Raw genomic sequence first — 16897 nt, 5'->3', positions numbered from 1 at the left:
CACCAGAGTGACGGGTTCCTCGGAAAATTGAACTTGCGTTTCACAGAGTGAGACGTGAATATCGTTGCATGGACAACTCTAGCGGCGTAGGCGTTCTCGACAAGGCAGCCCTTGTCCTGAGCGCCCTGGAGTCCGGTCCGGCCACCCTCGCAGGTCTGGTCGCGGCGACGGGACTCGCACGACCCACGGCACACCGACTCGCCGTGGCTTTGGAACACCACCGGATGGTGGCCCGCGACATGCAGGGCCGGTTCATCCTCGGACCGCGGCTTGCGGAGCTCGCCGCCGCGGCCGGTGAGGACCGTCTGCTCGCGACCGCCGGGCCGGTGCTGACGCATCTGCGCGACGTGACCGGCGAGAGCGCGCAGCTCTACCGGCGCCAGGGCGACATGCGGATCTGCGTGGCGGCGGCCGAGCGGCTGTCCGGCCTCCGGGACACCGTCCCGGTGGGCTCCACGCTGACCATGAAGGCCGGCTCGTCCGCGCAGATCCTCATGGCCTGGGAGGAGCCCGAGCGGCTGCACCGCGGCCTTCAGGGCGCCCGCTTCACGGCGACGGCCCTGTCGGGCGTACGGCGCCGCGGCTGGGCCCAGTCGATCGGCGAGCGGGAGCCGGGCGTGGCGTCCGTCTCCGCGCCCGTACGGGGCCCCTCGAACCGCGTGGTGGCCGCCGTGTCGGTCTCGGGCCCGATCGAGCGCCTGACCCGCCACCCGGGCCGTATGCACGCCCAGGCGGTCATCGACGCGGCCGCGCGCCTGTCCGAGGCCCTGCGCCGCAACGGCTGATCCCGCCTCCTCTTCCCTCTTCTCCTGTACGTTTCCGGCCCACCGCTCCAACGCCGCAGCGGTGGGCCGGAGTTGTGTCCACGGGGACACGTCGGACCGGAACAGCGAAGAAGCCCTCCCCCGAAGGGAAGGGCTTCTTCGTTTGGTACCCCCGACCGGATTCGAACCGGCGCTACCGCCTTGAGAGGGCGGCGTGCTAGGCCGCTACACAACGGGGGCAAGATCTCAAGAGATCCGCTGGCCTACCTGGACTCGAACCAAGACTAACTGAACCAGAATCAGTCGTGCTGCCAATTACACCATAGGCCACTGGTGGTTTAGACCAGTTGGTACCCCCGACCGGATTCGAACCGGCGCTACCGCCTTGAGAGGGCGGCGTGCTAGGCCGCTACACAACGGGGGCCCTAGCGATCCTGCATCGAGTTCACCGGGAGCTACCCAAGTGATCCCGCGGGAAGGATCTGTACCCCCGACCGGATTCGAACCGGCGCTACTGCCTTGAGAGGGCAGCGTGCTAGGCCGCTACACAACGGGGGCTTTGTGGATCATCATCCACGGTTGCAGATGAGCTCTGCGAGCTGGCCTACCTGGACTCGAACCAAGACTAACTGAACCAGAATCAGTCGTGCTGCCAATTACACCATAGGCCACCGGGGCGCGATCCCTCCGAGGGGGGATCTTGCTCTGGCTTGCGCTTTCGGGGCTTTCGGCCTTTCGGCCCGCTCCCCTCGGCGCAGGAAGAACATTACCCGAAGGTGTCCGGTGCTCCAAAACGGGTATCCCCGCGCAGCACTCCGGGCAGCTGGTGGAGGCCGGTGATCCTGGTCAGGCCCGGTCTGCCGCCCGTGTCGGCGCGATCCAGCCAGACCCCGAGGAGGCCCGCCTCGACGGCCCCCAGGGCGTCGATCTCCGGCTGGTCGCCCACGTACGCCACCTGCTCGGGCGGCAGCCCGAGGGCGGCGCAGGCGAGGTGGAAGGCCTCGGCGGCAGGCTTGGCCACCCCGAGCTCGGCGGCGCACACGACGGCCTCGAACCGGTCCCGTACGCCCAGCACCCGCAGCTTGCGGTCCTGGTTGCGGATGCTGGAGTTCGACAGCACGCCGTGGCGGTACTCCGCCGCGAGCAGGTCCAGCACCGGCAGGGTGTCCGGGAAGAGCTCCCACGCGGCCTCGTAGTGCACCACGTACCGCTCGAACCAGCCGTCGGCCTCGGCGACGGTGAGCTCCGGCCTGCCGAGGAAGTCCCGGACCCGGTTCCGCCGCTGATCCAGGAAGTCGCCGCCCTCGGCCTCGAAGCGCCGCCAGTGCAGCTCCGTGAGCTCCTTCCAGCACCGCAGGGCCTCCTCGACGGAGGCGTACCCGCCGAGCAGCCCCTCGGCGGCGAGGTGGGCCCGCATGCCGGCGTGGTCGGCGCTCGTGTAGTCGAAGATCGTGTCGTCGATGTCCCAGAGCACCGCGCGGATGGTCATGGCTCGACGGTACCGCCGGGAGGGCCCCTCAGGCAGCGGGATCGACCAGCTCGGGCGGCGCGACCAGGAAGTCGGTCACGAAGCAGGCGACCTCACCGTCGGCGTCCCGCCCGATCCAGGTCGGATAGCAGCCGTCTCCCCAGCCGGAGGTGAAGCCGGCGAGGTTGTGTCGGTCCTCGCCCTCGGCCAGGAAGACCTCGGGTCCGTGCCCGACGCCCTCCATGGCGGCCCACACGGCCCCCTCGTCCTCGTCGGTGCCGGGGAAGGCGTCGTCAGCGGAGGCATCGTGGAAACAGCCGGCCCCGGCGTCCACGCCGTAGCCGAAGAACTCGTCCTCCCCGAGCTCGGCGAGGTCCTGCCCGGGCAGCAGCGCCATCTCCCAGGCCGCCACGGGTGCGGCCCGGACCACCAGGCGGACGGCGGCGATCCGGGTGTGCGGATGGGGGTCAGGCTCCTCGCCGGGGTCGACCAGCGTCGCGACCGCCGCCTGGACCGGGTAGCGCCCCGGCGCCACCGTGACGGTGAACGGCTCGCTCTCACCGTGACCGAGAGAGACGAAAGGGTCACAGGCCACGAGCCGCCCGGTGGGCAGGGCCAGCTCGCCGACCTCGACCGGGGACAGGGTCCCGGTCCGGCCGTTCTCGTACGAGAAGGAGGTGCCGGGCGTGAAGTACCGGGTGTAGTCGGGGGCGGTCATCGGCATGACGGGAGGGCCTCTCGCAAGCGGGCATCGACGGAGCCGACCGTAGCGAAGGGGTCCGACACCGCCCTCGGGGGCGGCGGCCGTCGTGGCCGCCGCCCCCGAGGGCGGGTACGGAAGGGTCAGCCGGCGAGCTTCGCCAGGGCCGCGTCGATGCGGGCGAGGGTCTTGTCCTTGCCCAGGATCTCGAGCGACTCGAAGAGCGGCAGGCCGACCGTGCGGCCGGTGACGGCGACGCGGACCGGGGCCTGGGCCTTGCCCAGCTTGAGGCCGTGGGCCTCGCCGGCGGCGAGGACGGCGGCCTTGAGGGACTCCGGGTCGCTCCAGTCGGCGTCCACGAGCTTCTCGCGGGCGGTGGTGAGGAGCGCCGCGGGCTCGCCCTTCATCGCCTTGTCCCACGAGGCCTGGTCGAAGACCGGCTCCTTCAGGAAGAGGAAGTCGACGTTGGCCGTGATGTCCGACAGGACGGTCAGCCGGGTCTGGGCGTGCGGCGCGATGGCGTCCCAGGCGGCCTGGTCGAAGTCCTCCGGGGCCCAGTTGGCGTGCGGGGCCCTCAGCCAGGGCTCGCAGGCCGCGGCGAAGTCCTTCACGTCCAGCATGCGGATGTGGTCCGCGTTGATCGACTCGGCCTTCTTCAGGTCGAAGCGGGCCGGGTTGGCGTTGACGTCCGCGATGTCGAACCGCTCGACCATCTCGGGGATGGTGAAGAGGTCCTGGTCGGCGGAGAAGGACCAGCCGAGCAGGGAGAGGTAGTTCAGCAGGCCCTCGGGGAGGAAGCCGCGCTCCCGGTAGAGGTTGAGGGAGGCCTGCGGGTCGCGCTTGGAGAGCTTCTTGTTGCCCTCGCCCATGACGTACGGCAGGTGGCCGAAGGCGGGGACCTCCTTGGCGACGCCCAGCTCGATCAGCGCCTTGTAGAGCGCGATCTGGCGCGGGGTGGAGGAGAGCAGGTCCTCGCCGCGCAGGACGTGGGTGATCTCCATCAGGGCGTCGTCGACGGGGTTGACCAGGGTGTACAGCGGGGCGCCGTTGGCGCGCACGATGCCGTAGTCCGGGACGTTGTCCGGGGTGAAGGTGAGCTCGCCGCGGACCAGGTCGGTGAAGGTGATCGGCTCGTCGGGCATCCGGAAGCGGACGATGGCCTCGCGGCCCTCGGCCTTGTAGAGCTCGATCTGCTCGGCGGTGAGCTCGCGGCAGTGGCCGTCGTAGCCGGAGGGGCGGCCGGCGGCGCGGGCGGCGTCGCGGCGGTCGTCCAGCTCGGTGGTGGTGCAGTAGCAGTGGTACGCGTAGCCGCCGGCGAGCAGCTTGTCGGCGACGTCCTTGTAGATGTCCATCCGCTGCGACTGCCGGTAGGGGGCGTGCGGGCCGCCGATCTCGGGGCCCTCGTCCCAGTCGAGGCCCAGCCAGCGCAGCGAGGCGAGCAGCTGCTCGTACGACTCCTCGGAGTCGCGCGCCGCGTCGGTGTCCTCGATGCGGAAGACCATGGTGCCCTGGTTGTGCCGGGCGAAGGCCCAGTTGAAGAGGGCGGTGCGGACCAGGCCCACGTGGGGGTTGCCGGTCGGGGAGGGACAGAAACGTACGCGGACGTTCGCGTTAGCCACGCTTGATCACCCTGTTGGTGAGAGTGCCGATGCCTTCGATGGTGACGGCGACCTCGTCGCCGACGTTGAGGGGGCCGACCCCGGCGGGGGTGCCGGTGAGGATGACGTCGCCCGGGAGCAGCGTCATGGCCTCGGAGATGTGGACGACCAGGTCCTCGATGGAGCGGATCATGTCGCTCGTACGACCGAGCTGGCGCTGTTCGCCGTTGACCGTGGCCTGGACGGTCAGGTCACCGGCGGCGGCGACGCTCATGTCCGTCTCCACCCAGGGGCCCAGGGGGCAGGAGGTGTCGAAGCCCTTGGCACGGGCCCACTGGGCCTCGCGCTTCTGGACGTCGCGGGCGGTGACGTCGTTGGCACAGGTGAAGCCGAAGACGACGTCCTGGACGCGCTCGCGGGGCACCTCACGGCACATGCGGCCGATCACCACGGCCAGTTCGGCCTCGTGGTGCAGCTCGTCGGAGAAGGAGGGGTACTCGATGGCGTCGCCGGGGCCGATGACCGAGGTGGTCGGCTTGAAGAAGGTGACCGGGACCTCGGGGACCTCGTTGCCGAGCTCCCTGGCGTGCTCCGCGTAGTTGCGGCCGACGGCCACGACCTTGTTGGGGAGGACGGGCGGCAGGAGCCGGACCTTGCTCAGCGGCACCTTGGTGCCGCTGAGTTCGAAGTCGGTGTACGGGATGCCCTTGATGATGTCGAGGACCAGGCCGCCGGACTCGACGGTCCCCTCCCCCTCGACCGCGCCGAAGGCGACGTTGCCGTCGATGGAGAATCTGGCGATGCGCACGAGTGCTGTCGCCCCTCACTTGCTACTGGCTGGAGTCTGACGCTCCAGGCTAACGCGGTGAGGAGGCCCGATCGCCTGATTGCTCGGCGGGTTACTCGGCGGGGCGGTACGGCTCGGGGGCGGTCATCAGGATCGTGCGGCGCGGGTTGGCGGTCCGGCCGGGGAGCTCGGCGGCGTACTCGGGCCGGGCGCCTCGGCTCAGCTGCGCGGCGTCCTCCAGGTGGGCGAGGGTGGCGCGGCGGGGGTTGGCCGTGGTGCGGAGTACGGACGTCGTGTTCATCGCGGTGTCGGACCCTTGTCTGCGGTGGGGCGCGCCCACGCGGGCGCGGCGTACGGGGTGCCCATTCTGTAAAGCGTCAGGCTAAACATGCAATTCCCTTCGAATGCATGGCGGATCCAACGAACTACGTGTGAGTTTGCTCACCACCGAGGGGACAAAGACGGCATTACGCACCGCCACAGGGGGTGACTGAAACGGACATTCCGCCATTGAACCCGCCATTCCGCTCCTGATCATCGCGACTGGGACACCCCGCACCGCCCACCCCTTCGGTGCGATATGACCGATTCATCCGTGATCATCTTCTACGTGGGGTGACATGGCGTGCACGCGTTGTCATGCCCCTCGCGCCACGCCCCACGGCCCTTGTTGGAGGTCCGGCACTGTGCTGGAATTCCACGCACCGCCGCGGGTTTCAAGCCGGCGCGCAGGGGGCGCAACGCAGCGCCGGCCGAGTGGCGGGGATAGGGGGATCTGCGCCGGTCACCGACGACCACCACGGGGACGCACCGCGTCCCACGACGCCGACACCGTCTTCTCCGTTCACCCGGAGGGACGCCTGGTCCAGAGGTTGCGACGCTAGTGCAGGGACGTTTCAAGAGGGATGGCACGGGCTCTTCCCAGGCCCGCAAGGGCCGAGGGGAAGCCTCGGCGGAGCAGGAGCCGCGTGCCGGGACCCAGCACGGCTCCCCCGCCCCGCACCCCCAGAACCCGGGGAAGAAGGGCGAAGGCTCCGACGGTGCCGCGCGCGGTACCGCCGCGGACGCCGCCGCCGAGCAGGCCCCGGCCCCCCGGCTCCAGGCCGAGAACCAGGTCGGGCCCCGAATAGCCCTGCGCAACTGGCGCATCTCCACCCGTCTGGTCGCCCTGCTGACCCTCCCCGTGGTCGCGGCGACCAGCCTCGGTGGCATCCGTATCAACGAGTCCTTGCAGGACATGGAGCAGCTGGATCACATGCAGCTGCTCACCGAGCTGACCAAGGAAGCCACCAAGTTCGCCGAGGCGCTCCAGAAGGAGCGCGACCTGTCCGCCGGTCCGCTCGCCAACGGCAAGACGGCCACCGACTACCAGGTCTCCAACCCCCGCCGGGACACCGACCGCGCGTACCGCACCTTCCTCGAGGCGACCGAAGCCATCCCGGCGACCGAGGAAGACGAGTCGCTCCGCAGCATCCGGCAGAACGTCAGCCAGATCGCCTCGCAGGTCAGCCAGATCGGCGCCATCCGCACCCACGCGTACGAGAAGAACGTCGCCCGCTCGGTGACGGTCGAGGCCTACAGCCGTCTCATCCGCTCCCTGCTCAGCCTGTCCCAGGACATGGCGCAGGCCACCAGCAACCCGGAGATGATCAAGCGGACCCGGGCGCTCGCCGCGTTCTCGTCCGCCAAGGAGTACGCCTCCATCCAGCAGGCGATCATCGCCTCCTCGCTGCCCCCGAACGACAGCCGGGCCGCCAAGATCGAGCAGGGCGACCGGCTCTACGGCGACGCCGCGCTCACCAGTGAGATCGTCGAGTTCAAGTCCTTCAAGTCGATCTACGAGTCGACCGGCGGCGACGCCGAGGAGCTCACCGCCTCGCTGACCAACGGCAACCCGACGATCGAGGCCGCCGGCAACTACGCCGAGCGCATGCTGAAGTCGGAACGCGGCCTGCCCGACGTCAAGCGCGGTTACCTGAACTTCACCGACGAGTACGACACCAAGATGCGTGCCATGAACACCATCGAGGCGACGCTGCTCGGCGAGATGGAGACCAAGGCCCGTGAGCTGCGCCAGGAGTCGCAGCGCGACGCCATCATCAACGGTGCCCTGATCCTGCTCGTCCTCGGCGTCTCGCTCGTCGGCGCCTTCGTCGTGGCCCGCTCCATGATCCGCTCGCTGCGCCGGCTCCAGGACACCGCCACCAAGGTCGCCCAGGAACGCCTGCCCGAGCTGGTCAAGCAGCTCTCCGAGTCCGACCCGCAGGACGTCGACACCTCCGTCGAGTCCGTCGGTGTGCACTCCCGCGACGAGATCGGCCAGGTGGCCGCGGCCTTCGACGACGTGCACCGCGAGGCGGTCCGCCTCGCCGCCGAGCAGGCCCTCCTGCGGGGCAACGTCAACGCGATGTTCACCAACCTCTCGCGCCGTTCCCAGGGCCTCATCCAGCGCCAGCTCTCGCTCATCTCCGAGCTGGAGTCCCGCGAGGCCGACCCGGACCAGCTGTCCTCCCTCTTCAAGCTCGACCACCTCGCGACCCGAATGCGCCGGAACGGCGAGAACCTCCTCGTCCTCGCGGGCGAGGAGCCGGGCCGCCGCTGGACCCGTCCGGTCCCGCTGGTCGACGTCCTGCGCGCCGCGGCCTCCGAGGTGGAGCAGTACGAGCGCATCGAGCTGGCCGCGGTCCCGGCGACCGAGGTCGCCGGCCGGGTCGTCAACGACCTCGTCCACCTGCTCGCCGAGCTGCTGGAGAACGCCACCTCGTTCTCCTCGCCGCAGACCAAGGTCCGCGTCACCGGTCACGCCCTGCCCGACGGCCGGGTGCTCGTCGAGATCCACGACACCGGCATCGGCCTCTCCCCCGAGGACCTCGCCGCGATCAACGAGCGGCTCGCCTCGCCGCCCACCGTGGACGTCTCGGTCTCCCGCCGCATGGGTCTGTTCGTGGTCGGCCGCCTGTCCCTGCGACACGGCATCCGGATCCAGCTGCGCCCGTCCGACTCGGGCGGCACCACCGCGCTCGTCATGCTCCCGGTCGACGTCGCCCACGGCGGCAAGAAGCCCGTGCCGAAGGCCGGCCCCGGCGGCCAGGGCGCCGTGCCGCAGGGCCAGTCCGCCCCCGGCGGCCGCCTCCCCGGCGGTCCCGGCGCGGCCGGCGGCCCCGGTGCCCCCGGCGGGCGTCCGGGCGGTGCCCCGTCCGCGCCCGGCGGCCGGCTCGGAGCCGGTGCGGCCCGCACGGCGCTGCCCGGCCGGGACGGCGCCCAGCGCCCGAACGGCCCGCAGGGCCAGGGCGGTCAGACCCCGGGCGGTCCGAACCTGTTCCAGGAGCGGCCGCAGACCCCGGCTCCGGCCCAGGGCCAGGCTCAGGGTCCGCAGACCGCGCAGCTGCCGCCCGTCCCGCAGGACCCGCAGCAGCGTCCGGGCCTCGGCGCCCCCGGCGGGCTCGTCGGCGGCGCGCAGAGCGCGATCCCGTCCCGTACGGACGTCTGGGGCGGCCAGAACAACGCCTCGGACAACGGCCGGAACAGCAGCCAGAACGCGGGCCAGAACCCCGGTCAGCACCCGCAGGCCCAGGCTCCGCAGGAGCCCCGTCCGGGCCAGAACGGCTTCCCGCGCGCCGAGCTCCCCGGCGGCACCCCCCAGCCGCAGCACCCGCAGCGGCCGCAGGCCGCCAGCTGGGGCAGCAACGACCAGGGGCAGCCGGTCCGCAGGCCGCAGCAGGACATGTCGCCGCTGGACGCGCCGCGCGGTCACGAGGAGCCGGAGAGCACGGGCCGTTACGGACAGCCCGACGGCCCCGGTTCCACGGGCCAGTTCGCGCGCCCGGACTTCGGAGCTCCCCAGCAGGCCCCGCGGCACTCGGCCCCGCAGGGCTACCAGGGCGGCGCCCAGGACCCGGCGTCCACCGCGCAGTTCCCGCAGCCGGACTTCGGAGCCCCGCAGCAGGCCCAGCCGCAGGCCCCGCAGCAGGCGTACGGCCACCAGCCGTTCGTACCGCAGGCCCAGAACCCGCAGGCCCAGAACCCGCAGCAGGCGCAGCAGGCACCCCAGCAGGGTCCGCGCCGGCACGCGGCGGGCGACCCTCAGCAGCCGCAGCAGCCCCGGCAGCCGCAGCTCCAGCAGCCGCGTCAGCCGGAGGCCCTGCCGCCGGCGCCGGGATCCGGTGACGGCCGTACCCCGCTGTACGACACGCTGGAGACCAACTGGTTCCGCCAGGAGCAGGGCGGCCAGGGCCAGGGCCAGGCGCCCGCCCCGGCCGCACCGCAGGCTCCGGCCCCGCGGCAGACCCCGGCCCGGGGCGTGCCGGAGGCCGAGCGGACGATGCAGAACCCCGTGGTTCCGCAGCGTCCCGGGACGAGCGCGCCGCAGGCGCCCGATGCCGGGCGGCAGAACCAGAACGGCGGGGCCGCCTGGCGGACCTCGCCCAACGACGAGCTGGTGCGCCAGGCCGAGCGGGTGCGCAAGCCCGCGGCCGGCGGTGTCACCACCTCCGGGCTTCCGCGGCGCGTGCCGCGGGCCAACCTCGTGCCCGGGACCGCCCAGGAGCAGGCCCACACGGCCGGCCCCCAGGTGTCCCGCGCACCCGACGACGTCCGCGGCCGGCTCACCAATCTGCGCCGCGGTATCCAGCAGGGCCGTCAGGCGGGCAACTCCACCACGGGTTCCTTCAATCTCGGTCCGACCCAGCAGCAGGAGCGTTAGTTGAGCGCGATGAGCCAGGCGGCGCAGAATCTGAACTGGTTGATCACCAACTTCGTGGACAACACCCCAGGGGTGTCCCACACAGTGGTGGTCTCCGCCGACGGACTGCTCCTTGCCATGTCCGAAGGGTTCCCCCGTGACCGCGCCGACCAGCTGGCGGCGGTCGCGTCCGGACTGACCTCGCTGACCGCGGGGGCGTCCCGGATCTTCGAGGGCGGGCCCGTCGCCCAGACGGTCGTGGAGATGGAGCGCGGCTTCCTCTTCCTGATGTCCGTCTCGGACGGCTCCTCGCTGGCCGTGCTCGCGCACCCGGAGTGCGACATCGGCCTCGTGGGCTACGAGATGGCGCTTCTCGTGGACCGGGCGGGCACCGTGCTCACCCCGGACCTGCGGGCCGAGCTCCAGGGCAGCCTGCTCATGTAGCCCGGCCCTCGCATCCGTAACCGAAAAGACACGCCACCGGGCGGTGCGCCCCTCCGCACCGCCCGTACCGTTCACCGTCCGGCCGCCCCACCCGGCCCCCCACCGGCCCCATCAGACGGCAGAGGCCTCTGCCGTCACGCCCGGAGGATTCATGACCCCGCCCCCCGCCTCTCACGATCCGTACGGCGCCTCGATAGACGACCCGTACGGACACGAGGGCGACCAGCCGCTGGTACGTCCGTACGCGATGACCGGCGGCCGGACCCGGCCGCGCTACCAGCTCGCCATCGAGGCGCTGGTCAGCACCACGGCCGACCCCGCGCACCTGGCCACCCTGCTCCCGGAGCACCAGCGGATCTGCCACCTGTGCCGTGAGGTGAAGTCGGTGGCGGAGGTGTCGGCGCTCCTGTCGATGCCGCTCGGTGTGGCCCGCATCCTCGTGGCCGACCTGGCCGAGGCGGGCATGGTGGCCATCCACCAGCCGGGCAACGGAGAGGCCGGCGGCACGCCGGACGTGACACTGCTCGAAAGGGTGCTCAGTGGACTTCGCAAGCTCTAGCGGCGGCTCCGTTCCCCAGAGTCGTTCGACCACCAGCGCGAAGATCGTGGTGGCGGGTGGCTTCGGCGTGGGCAAGACCACGTTCGTGGGTGCGGTCTCCGAGATCAATCCGCTGCGCACGGAGGCCGTGATGACGGCGGCTTCGGCGGGCATCGACGACCTGACGCACACCGGGGGCAAGACCACCACCACGGTGGCCATGGACTTCGGCCGCATCACCCTGGACCAGGACCTGATCCTGTACCTCTTCGGTACGCCCGGTCAGGACCGCTTCTGGTTCATGTGGGACGACCTGGTCCGCGGCGCCATCGGCGCCGTCGTCCTCGTCGACACCCGACGGCTCGCCGACTGCTTCCCCGCCGTCGACTACTTCGAGAACTCGGGCCTCCCCTTCGTCATCGCACTGAACGGCTTCGACGGCCACCAGCCGTACGCCCCGGAGGAAGTCCGCGAAGCCCTCCAGATCGGTCCCGACACCCCCATCATCACCACCGACGCCCGCCACCGCGCGGACGCCAAGAGCGCGCTCATCACCCTCGTCGAGCACGCCCTCATGGCCCGCCTGAAGTAGTACACATCAAGTAGAAGTCGAGATACGGCAGTTGTCGTAGAGGTTTTGGGAGCGGTCTGTGTCCTTCGACACGACCGCCCCCGGGTTCATAACATTTCGACAGAGAATTGGGGCGCGACGGACACCCGACGCATCCGATCGGTACCGCTGCGCTCACATGAGCCCCGCTTTTTGGCGGGGCTCGCTCTTTATGCCCGTTTTATCTCGGGTGAGAGTCACAGAAACCGGCTGCTTCGCACTGTTTGGAGGGGACCCCCTTCACGTGCTGCAATTCATGAACTCCCGAGTAGTACGGCCCTGAACGAAACACCCGGCACAACGTAGGTGCCGACGCCGAGAGGTTGTTGGTCGAGTGAGGCGAAGCAAGGAAAGCTCCGCGGAGCAGCAGACGCGGGGCAACTTCACGCCGCCATCGCGCCCGGGGTTCACACCCGTGGACGAGCCCGTGACGCCCCCGGCCCCGAGCCGCCAGGGCAGCTCCAGCAAGCTGTCCCCGCGCAACTGGCGCGTGCCCACGAGGCTGAACGCGATCCTCCTCATACCCGTGCTCGTCGGGCTGGTCATGGGCGGCTTCCAGGTGAAGACCGCCATCGACACCTGGCAGGAGGCCCAGGACGCCGAGAAGACGGCGCTCATCGTGCGCGCCGCCTCGGACTACAGCCAGGCGCTGCTCAACGAGCGCGACCTCACCGCCGCTCCGCTGCTCAAGGCCAAGGACGCCGACGACCGCGAGAGCGACGAGGTCACCCAGGCGTACGCCGCCACCGACGCCGCCAAGACGAAGTTCGACCAGGCCGTCACGAACATGCCGAGCGGGCAGGGCCTGGAGCGCCGCCTCGGGCTCTTCCGGAACGCCGAGCCGAAGCTCACGGAGCTGCGCAAGGTGGCCTACACCCGCTCCCTGGACCCGGTGAACACCCAGCTCGGGTACACCGAGGTCCAGCACTACCTGATGGAGTTCTCCAACGAGCTCGGTCTGGGCACCGGCAACATCACCAGCTACGGCCGCACGGTCTACGCGATCCAGCTCGCGAAGGCCGCCGAGTCCCTCCAGCGGTCGATCGGCACCCAGCTGCTGATCCGCCCCAGCAAGAAGGACGACGTCTTCGCGCAGCAGTCGGTTGCGTTCAACTCGTACAACTACCTGGAGCAGATCGCCCTCGGCGAGTACCAGTCCGGTGGCACCGAGGCCGACGTGGAGCGTCTGAAGGAGGTCATGGCGGGCAAGGCCGCCGAGGGCTCCAAGAAGATGGCCGCGCTCGGGATCGAGCTGCCCAAGGGCACCGGCAAGGACACCTCCGTCTACGCCGGCGTGGCCCAGGCCATCGGTTCCGCCAAGGACGCCGACGCGATCGCGGGCCTGAAGCAGCAGGGCATCACCGCCGAGACCTGGCTGGCCGTCGCCACCGCCAAGTTCGACGGCTACACCGAGGTCGAGCACGAGCTCGTCGACAAGGCCGTGACCGAGGCCGCCGAGATCTCCTCGGACGCCCAGACCGACGCCTGGGTCATCGGTGGCATCGTCGTGATCGCCCTGCTCACCGCCTTCATCCTGGCCGGGATGATGGCCCGCCAGATGAGCCGCTCGATGATCGCGCTGCGCACCGCCGCCTTCGGCATCGCCGAGCAGCGCCTGCCGATGCTGGTCGACCAGCTCTCCCGTACCGAGCCGGGCCGGGTCGACACCCGCGTCCAGCCCATCCCGATCGACTCCCAGGACGAGATCGGCGAGGTCGCCCGCGCCTTCGACCAGGTGCACCGCGAGGCCGTCCGGCTCGCCGCCGAGCAGGCCATGCTGCGGGGCAACGTCAACGCGATCTTCACCAACCTCTCGCGCCGCAACCAGTCGCTGATCGAGGGCCAGCTGACCCTCATCACCGACCTGGAGAACAACGAGGCCGACCCGGACCAGCTGGAGAACCTCTTCAAGCTGGACCACCTGGCCACCCGTATGCGCCGCAACGGCGAGAACCTCCTGGTCCTCGCCGGCGAGGAGCCGGGCCGCCGCTGGGACCAGCCGGTCCCGCTGGTCGACGTCATGCGCGCCGCCTCCTCCGAGGTGGAGCAGTACGAGCGCATCGAGCTGGCCGGCGTCCCGGACGCCGAGATCCACGGCCAGGCCGTGACCGACCTCGTGCACCTGCTCGCCGAGCTCCTTGAGAACGCCACCACGTTCTCCTCCCCGCAGACCAAGGTCCGCGTCACCGCGACCCGTCTTCCCGACGGCCGCGTCATGGTCGAGATCCACGACAAGGGCATCGGCCTGACGGCCGAGGACTTCGCGGACATCAACCACAAGCTGGCCAACCCGCCGACCGTGGACGCCGCCGTCTCGCAGCGCATGGGCCTGTTCGTGGTCGGCCGCCTCGCCGACCGGCACGGCATCCGCGTCCAGCTGCGCCCCTCGGGCGAGCAGGCCGGCACCACCTCGCTGGTCATGCTGCCGGACGCGATCACGCACGGCGGTGGCGGCGAGCAGCCGCTGCAGGACGACTTCACCGTCTCGCAGATGATCCCGCAGCAGGCGCAGAACGCCTTCGAGCCGCAGGCCCAGCCGATGCGGACCGCGGCCGAGCTCGGCTTCGACGACTCGCGCTACGAGGAGCCGGGCGACGAGCGCCAGCTCGACCCGGTGAACCGCTCCCTGATGCGCGAGGAGCGCCGGGCGGCCCTCGAGGCCCAGATGCACCAGGGCGACGACCGCCCGCTGTACCGGGACGAGACGGACCCCGCCGGGCAGCAGACGTACGTACCGCAGGAGCACCAGCGGGAGTACGCGCCGGAGCACTCCGCCGAGTACGCCCCGACCCAGGAGTACGGCCAGGAGTACGGCCAGGACTACGGGCAGGCGCAGGACTCCTACGGCTACCCGCAGCAGGGTTACGAGTACGAGCAGCCCGCCGACGGTTACCGCGACCAGGCATATGCGGAAGCCTCGTACGATGGCGGCGCGAGCGGCCACACGGAGTACCAGAACAGCTACGAAACCCAGCCCCACCAGGGCGACTGGCAGCAGCAGGCCGGCTACGGCGACGGCTACGCGCAGGAGTTCGGGACCGAATCGGAATCTGCCCAGGCCGCTCCCGAACAGGGCCGTGACCGCGTAGGCTTCGACCGTCCGGGTGCCACGCCGAGTCCTGCCCCGGACGCCGGCCACGCACTGACCGACGCCGGTCTGCCGCGCCGCGGCAGCGTCGCCCCGCAGGCGCCGCAGACCCCGCAGGCACCGCAGTCCGGGTCGCCGGCCCAGGCCGCGCCGGCGGGCAACGAAGCCGACGGCACCGGGGAATGGCGCTCTGCCAACGACGAGCGCTGGTCCCGGGCCGAGAAGCTCCGCGACCCGAAGGCGGGCGGGGTCACCCCCTCCGGTCTTCCGCGACGGGTCCCCAAGGCCAACCTGGTCGAGGGAGCCGCGGAGCAGACCCCGCAGGGCGGCCCCCAGGTCTCCCGCGCACCGGAGGACGTGCGGGGCAGGTTGAGCAACCTGCGCCGCGGTGTCCAGCAGGGGCGCAGCGGGGGCACGGACACGAACGGATCGGGCCTCGGCCCGGGCAACACCTACAACCAGGAGCGTTAGTGTGAGCGCGATGAGCCAGGCGGCGCAGAATCTGAACTGGTTGATCACCAACTTCGTGGACAACACCCCCGGGGTGTCCCACACGGTGGTGGTCTCCGCCGACGGCCTCCTGCTGGCGATGTCCGAGGGGTTCCCCCGGGACCGCGCCGACCAGCTTGCGGCGGTCGCGTCCGGGCTGACCTCGCTGACCGCGGGCGCGTCCCGGATCTTCGAGGGCGGCGCGGTCAACCAGACCGTCGTGGAGATGGAGCGCGGCTTCCTCTTCATCATGTCGATCTCGGACGGCTCCTCGCTGGCCGTGCTCGCCCACCCCGAGTCCGACATCGGCCTCGTGGGCTACGAGATGGCACTGCTCGTCGACCGCGCGGGAAGCGTCCTGACCCCCGACCTGCGGGCGGAACTGCAGGGAAGTCTTCTCAACTAACAGACAGACAGTGCGTTTCTCGCCACCGCACCGTAGGGTGCGGTGGCGCGGTTCCAAGGGACATGGGGCCGCGAGGCAGTCGGAGGAGGAGACGTGGGTACACCCCCGGGCGGAAGCCCTTACAACGGTTTCGACGCGCATCAGGCGCCGCTGGGCGACACCGCGCAGAACCGCTTCAACTTTCCCTCCGCTCCGAGCAGACAGGGTGTGTCGCAGCCCTATCAGCAGCCGCAGAGCCAGCCCTCGCCCGCCGGTTCCCCCAGCGCGTCCGCCGCGCCGGGACGCCGCCAGGGTGGTCAGGGCGGCTCGGGCGGGCACAACCCGCTCGTGCGCCCGTACGCGATGACCGGCGGCCGGACCCGGCCGCGTTACCAGCTCGCCATCGAGGCGCTGGTCAGTACCACGGCCGATCCCTCCCGGCTGCAGGGGCAGTTGCCCGAGCACCAGCGGATCTGCCGGCTGTGCTTCGAGATCAAGTCGGTCGCGGAGATCTCGGCACTTCTCTCCATCCCCCTCGGCGTTGCCCGGATTCTCGTCGCCGACCTGGCCGAGGCCGGACTCGTCGCCATCCACCAGCCCGGCGGCGACGAGGCCGCCGGCGGTCAGCCAGACGTGACACTGCTCGAAAGGGTGCTCAGTGGACTTCGCAAGCTCTAGCGGCGGCGCGACCCGTTCAACCACCAGCGCGAAGATCGTGGTGGCGGGTGGCTTCGGCGTGGGCAAGACCACATTCGTCGGCGCCGTCTCGGAGATCAACCCGCTGCGAACCGAGGCCGTGATGACGTCCGCGTCCGCGGGCATCGACGACCTCACCCACACGGGCGACAAGACGACGACGACTGTCGCCATGGACTTCGGCCGCATCACCCTGGACCAGGACCTGATCCTGTACCTCTTCGGTACGCCCGGTCAGGACCGCTTCTGGTTCATGTGGGACGACCTGGTCCGCGGCGCCATCGGCGCCGTCGTCCTCGTCGACACCCGACGCCTCGCCGACTGCTTCCCCGCCGTCGACTACTTCGAGAACTCGGGCCTCCCCTTCGTCATCGCACTGAACGGCTTCGACGGCCACCAGCCGTACGCCCCGGAGGAAGTCCGCGAAGCCCTCCAGATCGGTCCCGACACCCCCATCATCACCACCGACGCCCGCCACCGCGCGGACGCCAAGAGCGCGCTCATCACCCTCGTCGAGCACGCCCTCATGGCCCGCCTGCGGTAGTTGTCCCCGGCGTTCGTCCGAAGGCCGCGTTCCCCTTCCGGGAACGCGGCCTTCGGCTTGTCGCCCTCGGCCGGTGAAACCGCCCCCGGGGCGCGGCGCGTCCAG

At 70.7% G+C, this 16897-nt stretch carries 14 protein-coding genes and 5 tRNA genes; 9 read left to right on the top strand and 10 right to left on the bottom strand.

Going from position 1 to position 16897, the window contains the following annotated elements; all coding sequences use genetic code 11:
- The first annotated feature begins 68 nt into the window (after nucleotides 1-68).
- Nucleotides 69-785 (top strand): IclR family transcriptional regulator NdgR, encoded by a 717-nt coding sequence (ndgR, locus tag ACFY7C_RS24335; protein WP_005311436.1) that lies wholly within the window; start codon nucleotides 69-71, stop codon nucleotides 783-785.
- A gap of 143 nt (nucleotides 786-928) precedes the next feature.
- Here ndgR and ACFY7C_RS24330 read toward each other — a convergent pair.
- The 10 genes from ACFY7C_RS24330 to ACFY7C_RS24285 form a co-directional block, all read right to left on the bottom strand.
- Nucleotides 929-1004: transfer RNA gene (locus ACFY7C_RS24330), tRNA-Glu, on the bottom strand.
- 18 nt (nucleotides 1005-1022) lie between these two features.
- Nucleotides 1023-1094 (bottom strand) — tRNA-Gln (locus tag ACFY7C_RS24325).
- Between the two features lie 18 nt (nucleotides 1095-1112).
- A tRNA-Glu gene (locus tag ACFY7C_RS24320) sits at nucleotides 1113-1188 on the bottom strand.
- A gap of 61 nt (nucleotides 1189-1249) precedes the next feature.
- Nucleotides 1250-1322: transfer RNA gene (locus tag ACFY7C_RS24315), tRNA-Glu, on the bottom strand.
- 41 nt (nucleotides 1323-1363) lie between these two features.
- A tRNA-Gln gene (locus ACFY7C_RS24310) sits at nucleotides 1364-1435 on the bottom strand.
- Nucleotides 1436-1530: 95 nt separating this feature from the next.
- On the bottom strand, nucleotides 1531-2253 hold the full coding sequence (locus ACFY7C_RS24305; protein ID WP_389654169.1) for an HAD family hydrolase: 723 nt from the start codon (nucleotides 2251-2253) through the stop codon (nucleotides 1531-1533).
- Nucleotides 2254-2281: 28 nt separating this feature from the next.
- On the bottom strand, nucleotides 2282-2956 hold the full coding sequence (locus ACFY7C_RS24300; RefSeq protein ID WP_389654167.1) for a DUF4241 domain-containing protein: 675 nt from the start codon (nucleotides 2954-2956) through the stop codon (nucleotides 2282-2284).
- Between the two features lie 119 nt (nucleotides 2957-3075).
- Complete coding sequence (gene gltX / locus ACFY7C_RS24295) at nucleotides 3076-4551, bottom strand: glutamate--tRNA ligase (RefSeq protein ID WP_389654165.1); 1476 nt, start codon at nucleotides 4549-4551, stop codon at nucleotides 3076-3078.
- The gene (locus ACFY7C_RS24290; protein WP_389654163.1) at nucleotides 4544-5338 is read right to left on the bottom strand and encodes a fumarylacetoacetate hydrolase family protein; all 795 of its coding nucleotides are present in this window, start codon (nucleotides 5336-5338) and stop codon (nucleotides 4544-4546) included. The genes gltX and ACFY7C_RS24290 overlap by 8 nt, the downstream gene beginning before the upstream one ends.
- Nucleotides 5339-5429: 91 nt before the next feature.
- Entirely contained in the window at nucleotides 5430-5618 is a 189-nt protein-coding gene (locus ACFY7C_RS24285; protein WP_389654161.1) for a hypothetical protein, read from the bottom strand.
- Between the two features lie 582 nt (nucleotides 5619-6200).
- Between ACFY7C_RS24285 and ACFY7C_RS24280 the strand changes: the two genes are divergently transcribed.
- The 8 genes from ACFY7C_RS24280 (at nucleotide 6201) to ACFY7C_RS24245 (ending at nucleotide 16792) form a co-directional block, all read left to right on the top strand.
- On the top strand, nucleotides 6201-10019 hold the full coding sequence (locus ACFY7C_RS24280; protein ID WP_389654159.1) for a nitrate- and nitrite sensing domain-containing protein: 3819 nt from the start codon (nucleotides 6201-6203) through the stop codon (nucleotides 10017-10019).
- 9 nt (nucleotides 10020-10028) lie between these two features.
- Complete coding sequence (locus tag ACFY7C_RS24275) at nucleotides 10029-10442, top strand: roadblock/LC7 domain-containing protein (protein WP_389654490.1); 414 nt, start codon at nucleotides 10029-10031, stop codon at nucleotides 10440-10442.
- A 151-nt stretch (nucleotides 10443-10593) separates the two neighbouring features.
- Nucleotides 10594-11001 carry a DUF742 domain-containing protein gene (locus ACFY7C_RS24270; RefSeq protein WP_352076384.1) on the top strand — a complete coding sequence of 136 codons (408 nt, stop codon included), beginning with the start codon at nucleotides 10594-10596 and terminating at the stop codon, nucleotides 10999-11001.
- A complete protein-coding gene (locus ACFY7C_RS24265) occupies nucleotides 10982-11572 on the top strand; it encodes an ATP/GTP-binding protein (protein ID WP_389654157.1) in 591 nt (196 codons plus the stop codon). The genes ACFY7C_RS24270 and ACFY7C_RS24265 overlap by 20 nt, the downstream gene beginning before the upstream one ends.
- Before the next feature lie 352 nt (nucleotides 11573-11924).
- Nucleotides 11925-15149, top strand: a complete 3225-nt coding sequence (locus tag ACFY7C_RS24260; protein ID WP_389654155.1) for a nitrate- and nitrite sensing domain-containing protein — start codon at nucleotides 11925-11927, stop codon at nucleotides 15147-15149.
- 10 nt (nucleotides 15150-15159) lie between these two features.
- A complete protein-coding gene (locus tag ACFY7C_RS24255; RefSeq protein WP_128978734.1) occupies nucleotides 15160-15573 on the top strand; it encodes a roadblock/LC7 domain-containing protein in 414 nt (137 codons plus the stop codon).
- A gap of 93 nt (nucleotides 15574-15666) precedes the next feature.
- The gene (locus ACFY7C_RS24250) at nucleotides 15667-16230 is read left to right on the top strand and encodes a DUF742 domain-containing protein (RefSeq protein WP_389654153.1); all 564 of its coding nucleotides are present in this window, start codon (nucleotides 15667-15669) and stop codon (nucleotides 16228-16230) included.
- Nucleotides 16211-16792, top strand: coding sequence for an ATP/GTP-binding protein (locus tag ACFY7C_RS24245; RefSeq protein WP_389654151.1), 582 nt, complete (start codon nucleotides 16211-16213; stop codon nucleotides 16790-16792). Before ACFY7C_RS24250 ends, ACFY7C_RS24245 begins: the two co-directional genes overlap by 20 nt.
- The last annotated feature ends 105 nt before the right edge of the window (nucleotides 16793-16897 follow it).

Origin of the sequence: Streptomyces sp. NPDC012769 (genome assembly GCF_042901205.1) — a bacterium.
GTDB lineage: Bacteria > Actinomycetota > Actinomycetes > Streptomycetales > Streptomycetaceae > Streptomyces.
This window is presented reverse-complemented; position numbering and strand designations above follow the sequence as displayed.

Coding starts and splice junctions, on each gene's coding strand:
- ACFY7C_RS24270 (WP_352076384.1), top strand. CDS start 10,594: ATGACCCCGCCCCCCGCCTCTCACGATCCGTACGGCGCCTCGATAGAC.
- ACFY7C_RS24305 (WP_389654169.1), bottom strand. CDS start 2,253: ATGACCATCCGCGCGGTGCTCTGGGACATCGACGACACGATCTTCGAC.
- ndgR (WP_005311436.1), top strand. CDS start 69: ATGGACAACTCTAGCGGCGTAGGCGTTCTCGACAAGGCAGCCCTTGTC.
- ACFY7C_RS24300 (WP_389654167.1), bottom strand. CDS start 2,956: ATGCCGATGACCGCCCCCGACTACACCCGGTACTTCACGCCCGGCACC.
- ACFY7C_RS24285 (WP_389654161.1), bottom strand. CDS start 5,618: ATGAACACGACGTCCGTACTCCGCACCACGGCCAACCCCCGCCGCGCC.
- ACFY7C_RS24255 (WP_128978734.1), top strand. CDS start 15,160: ATGAGCCAGGCGGCGCAGAATCTGAACTGGTTGATCACCAACTTCGTG.
- ACFY7C_RS24275 (WP_389654490.1), top strand. CDS start 10,029: ATGAGCCAGGCGGCGCAGAATCTGAACTGGTTGATCACCAACTTCGTG.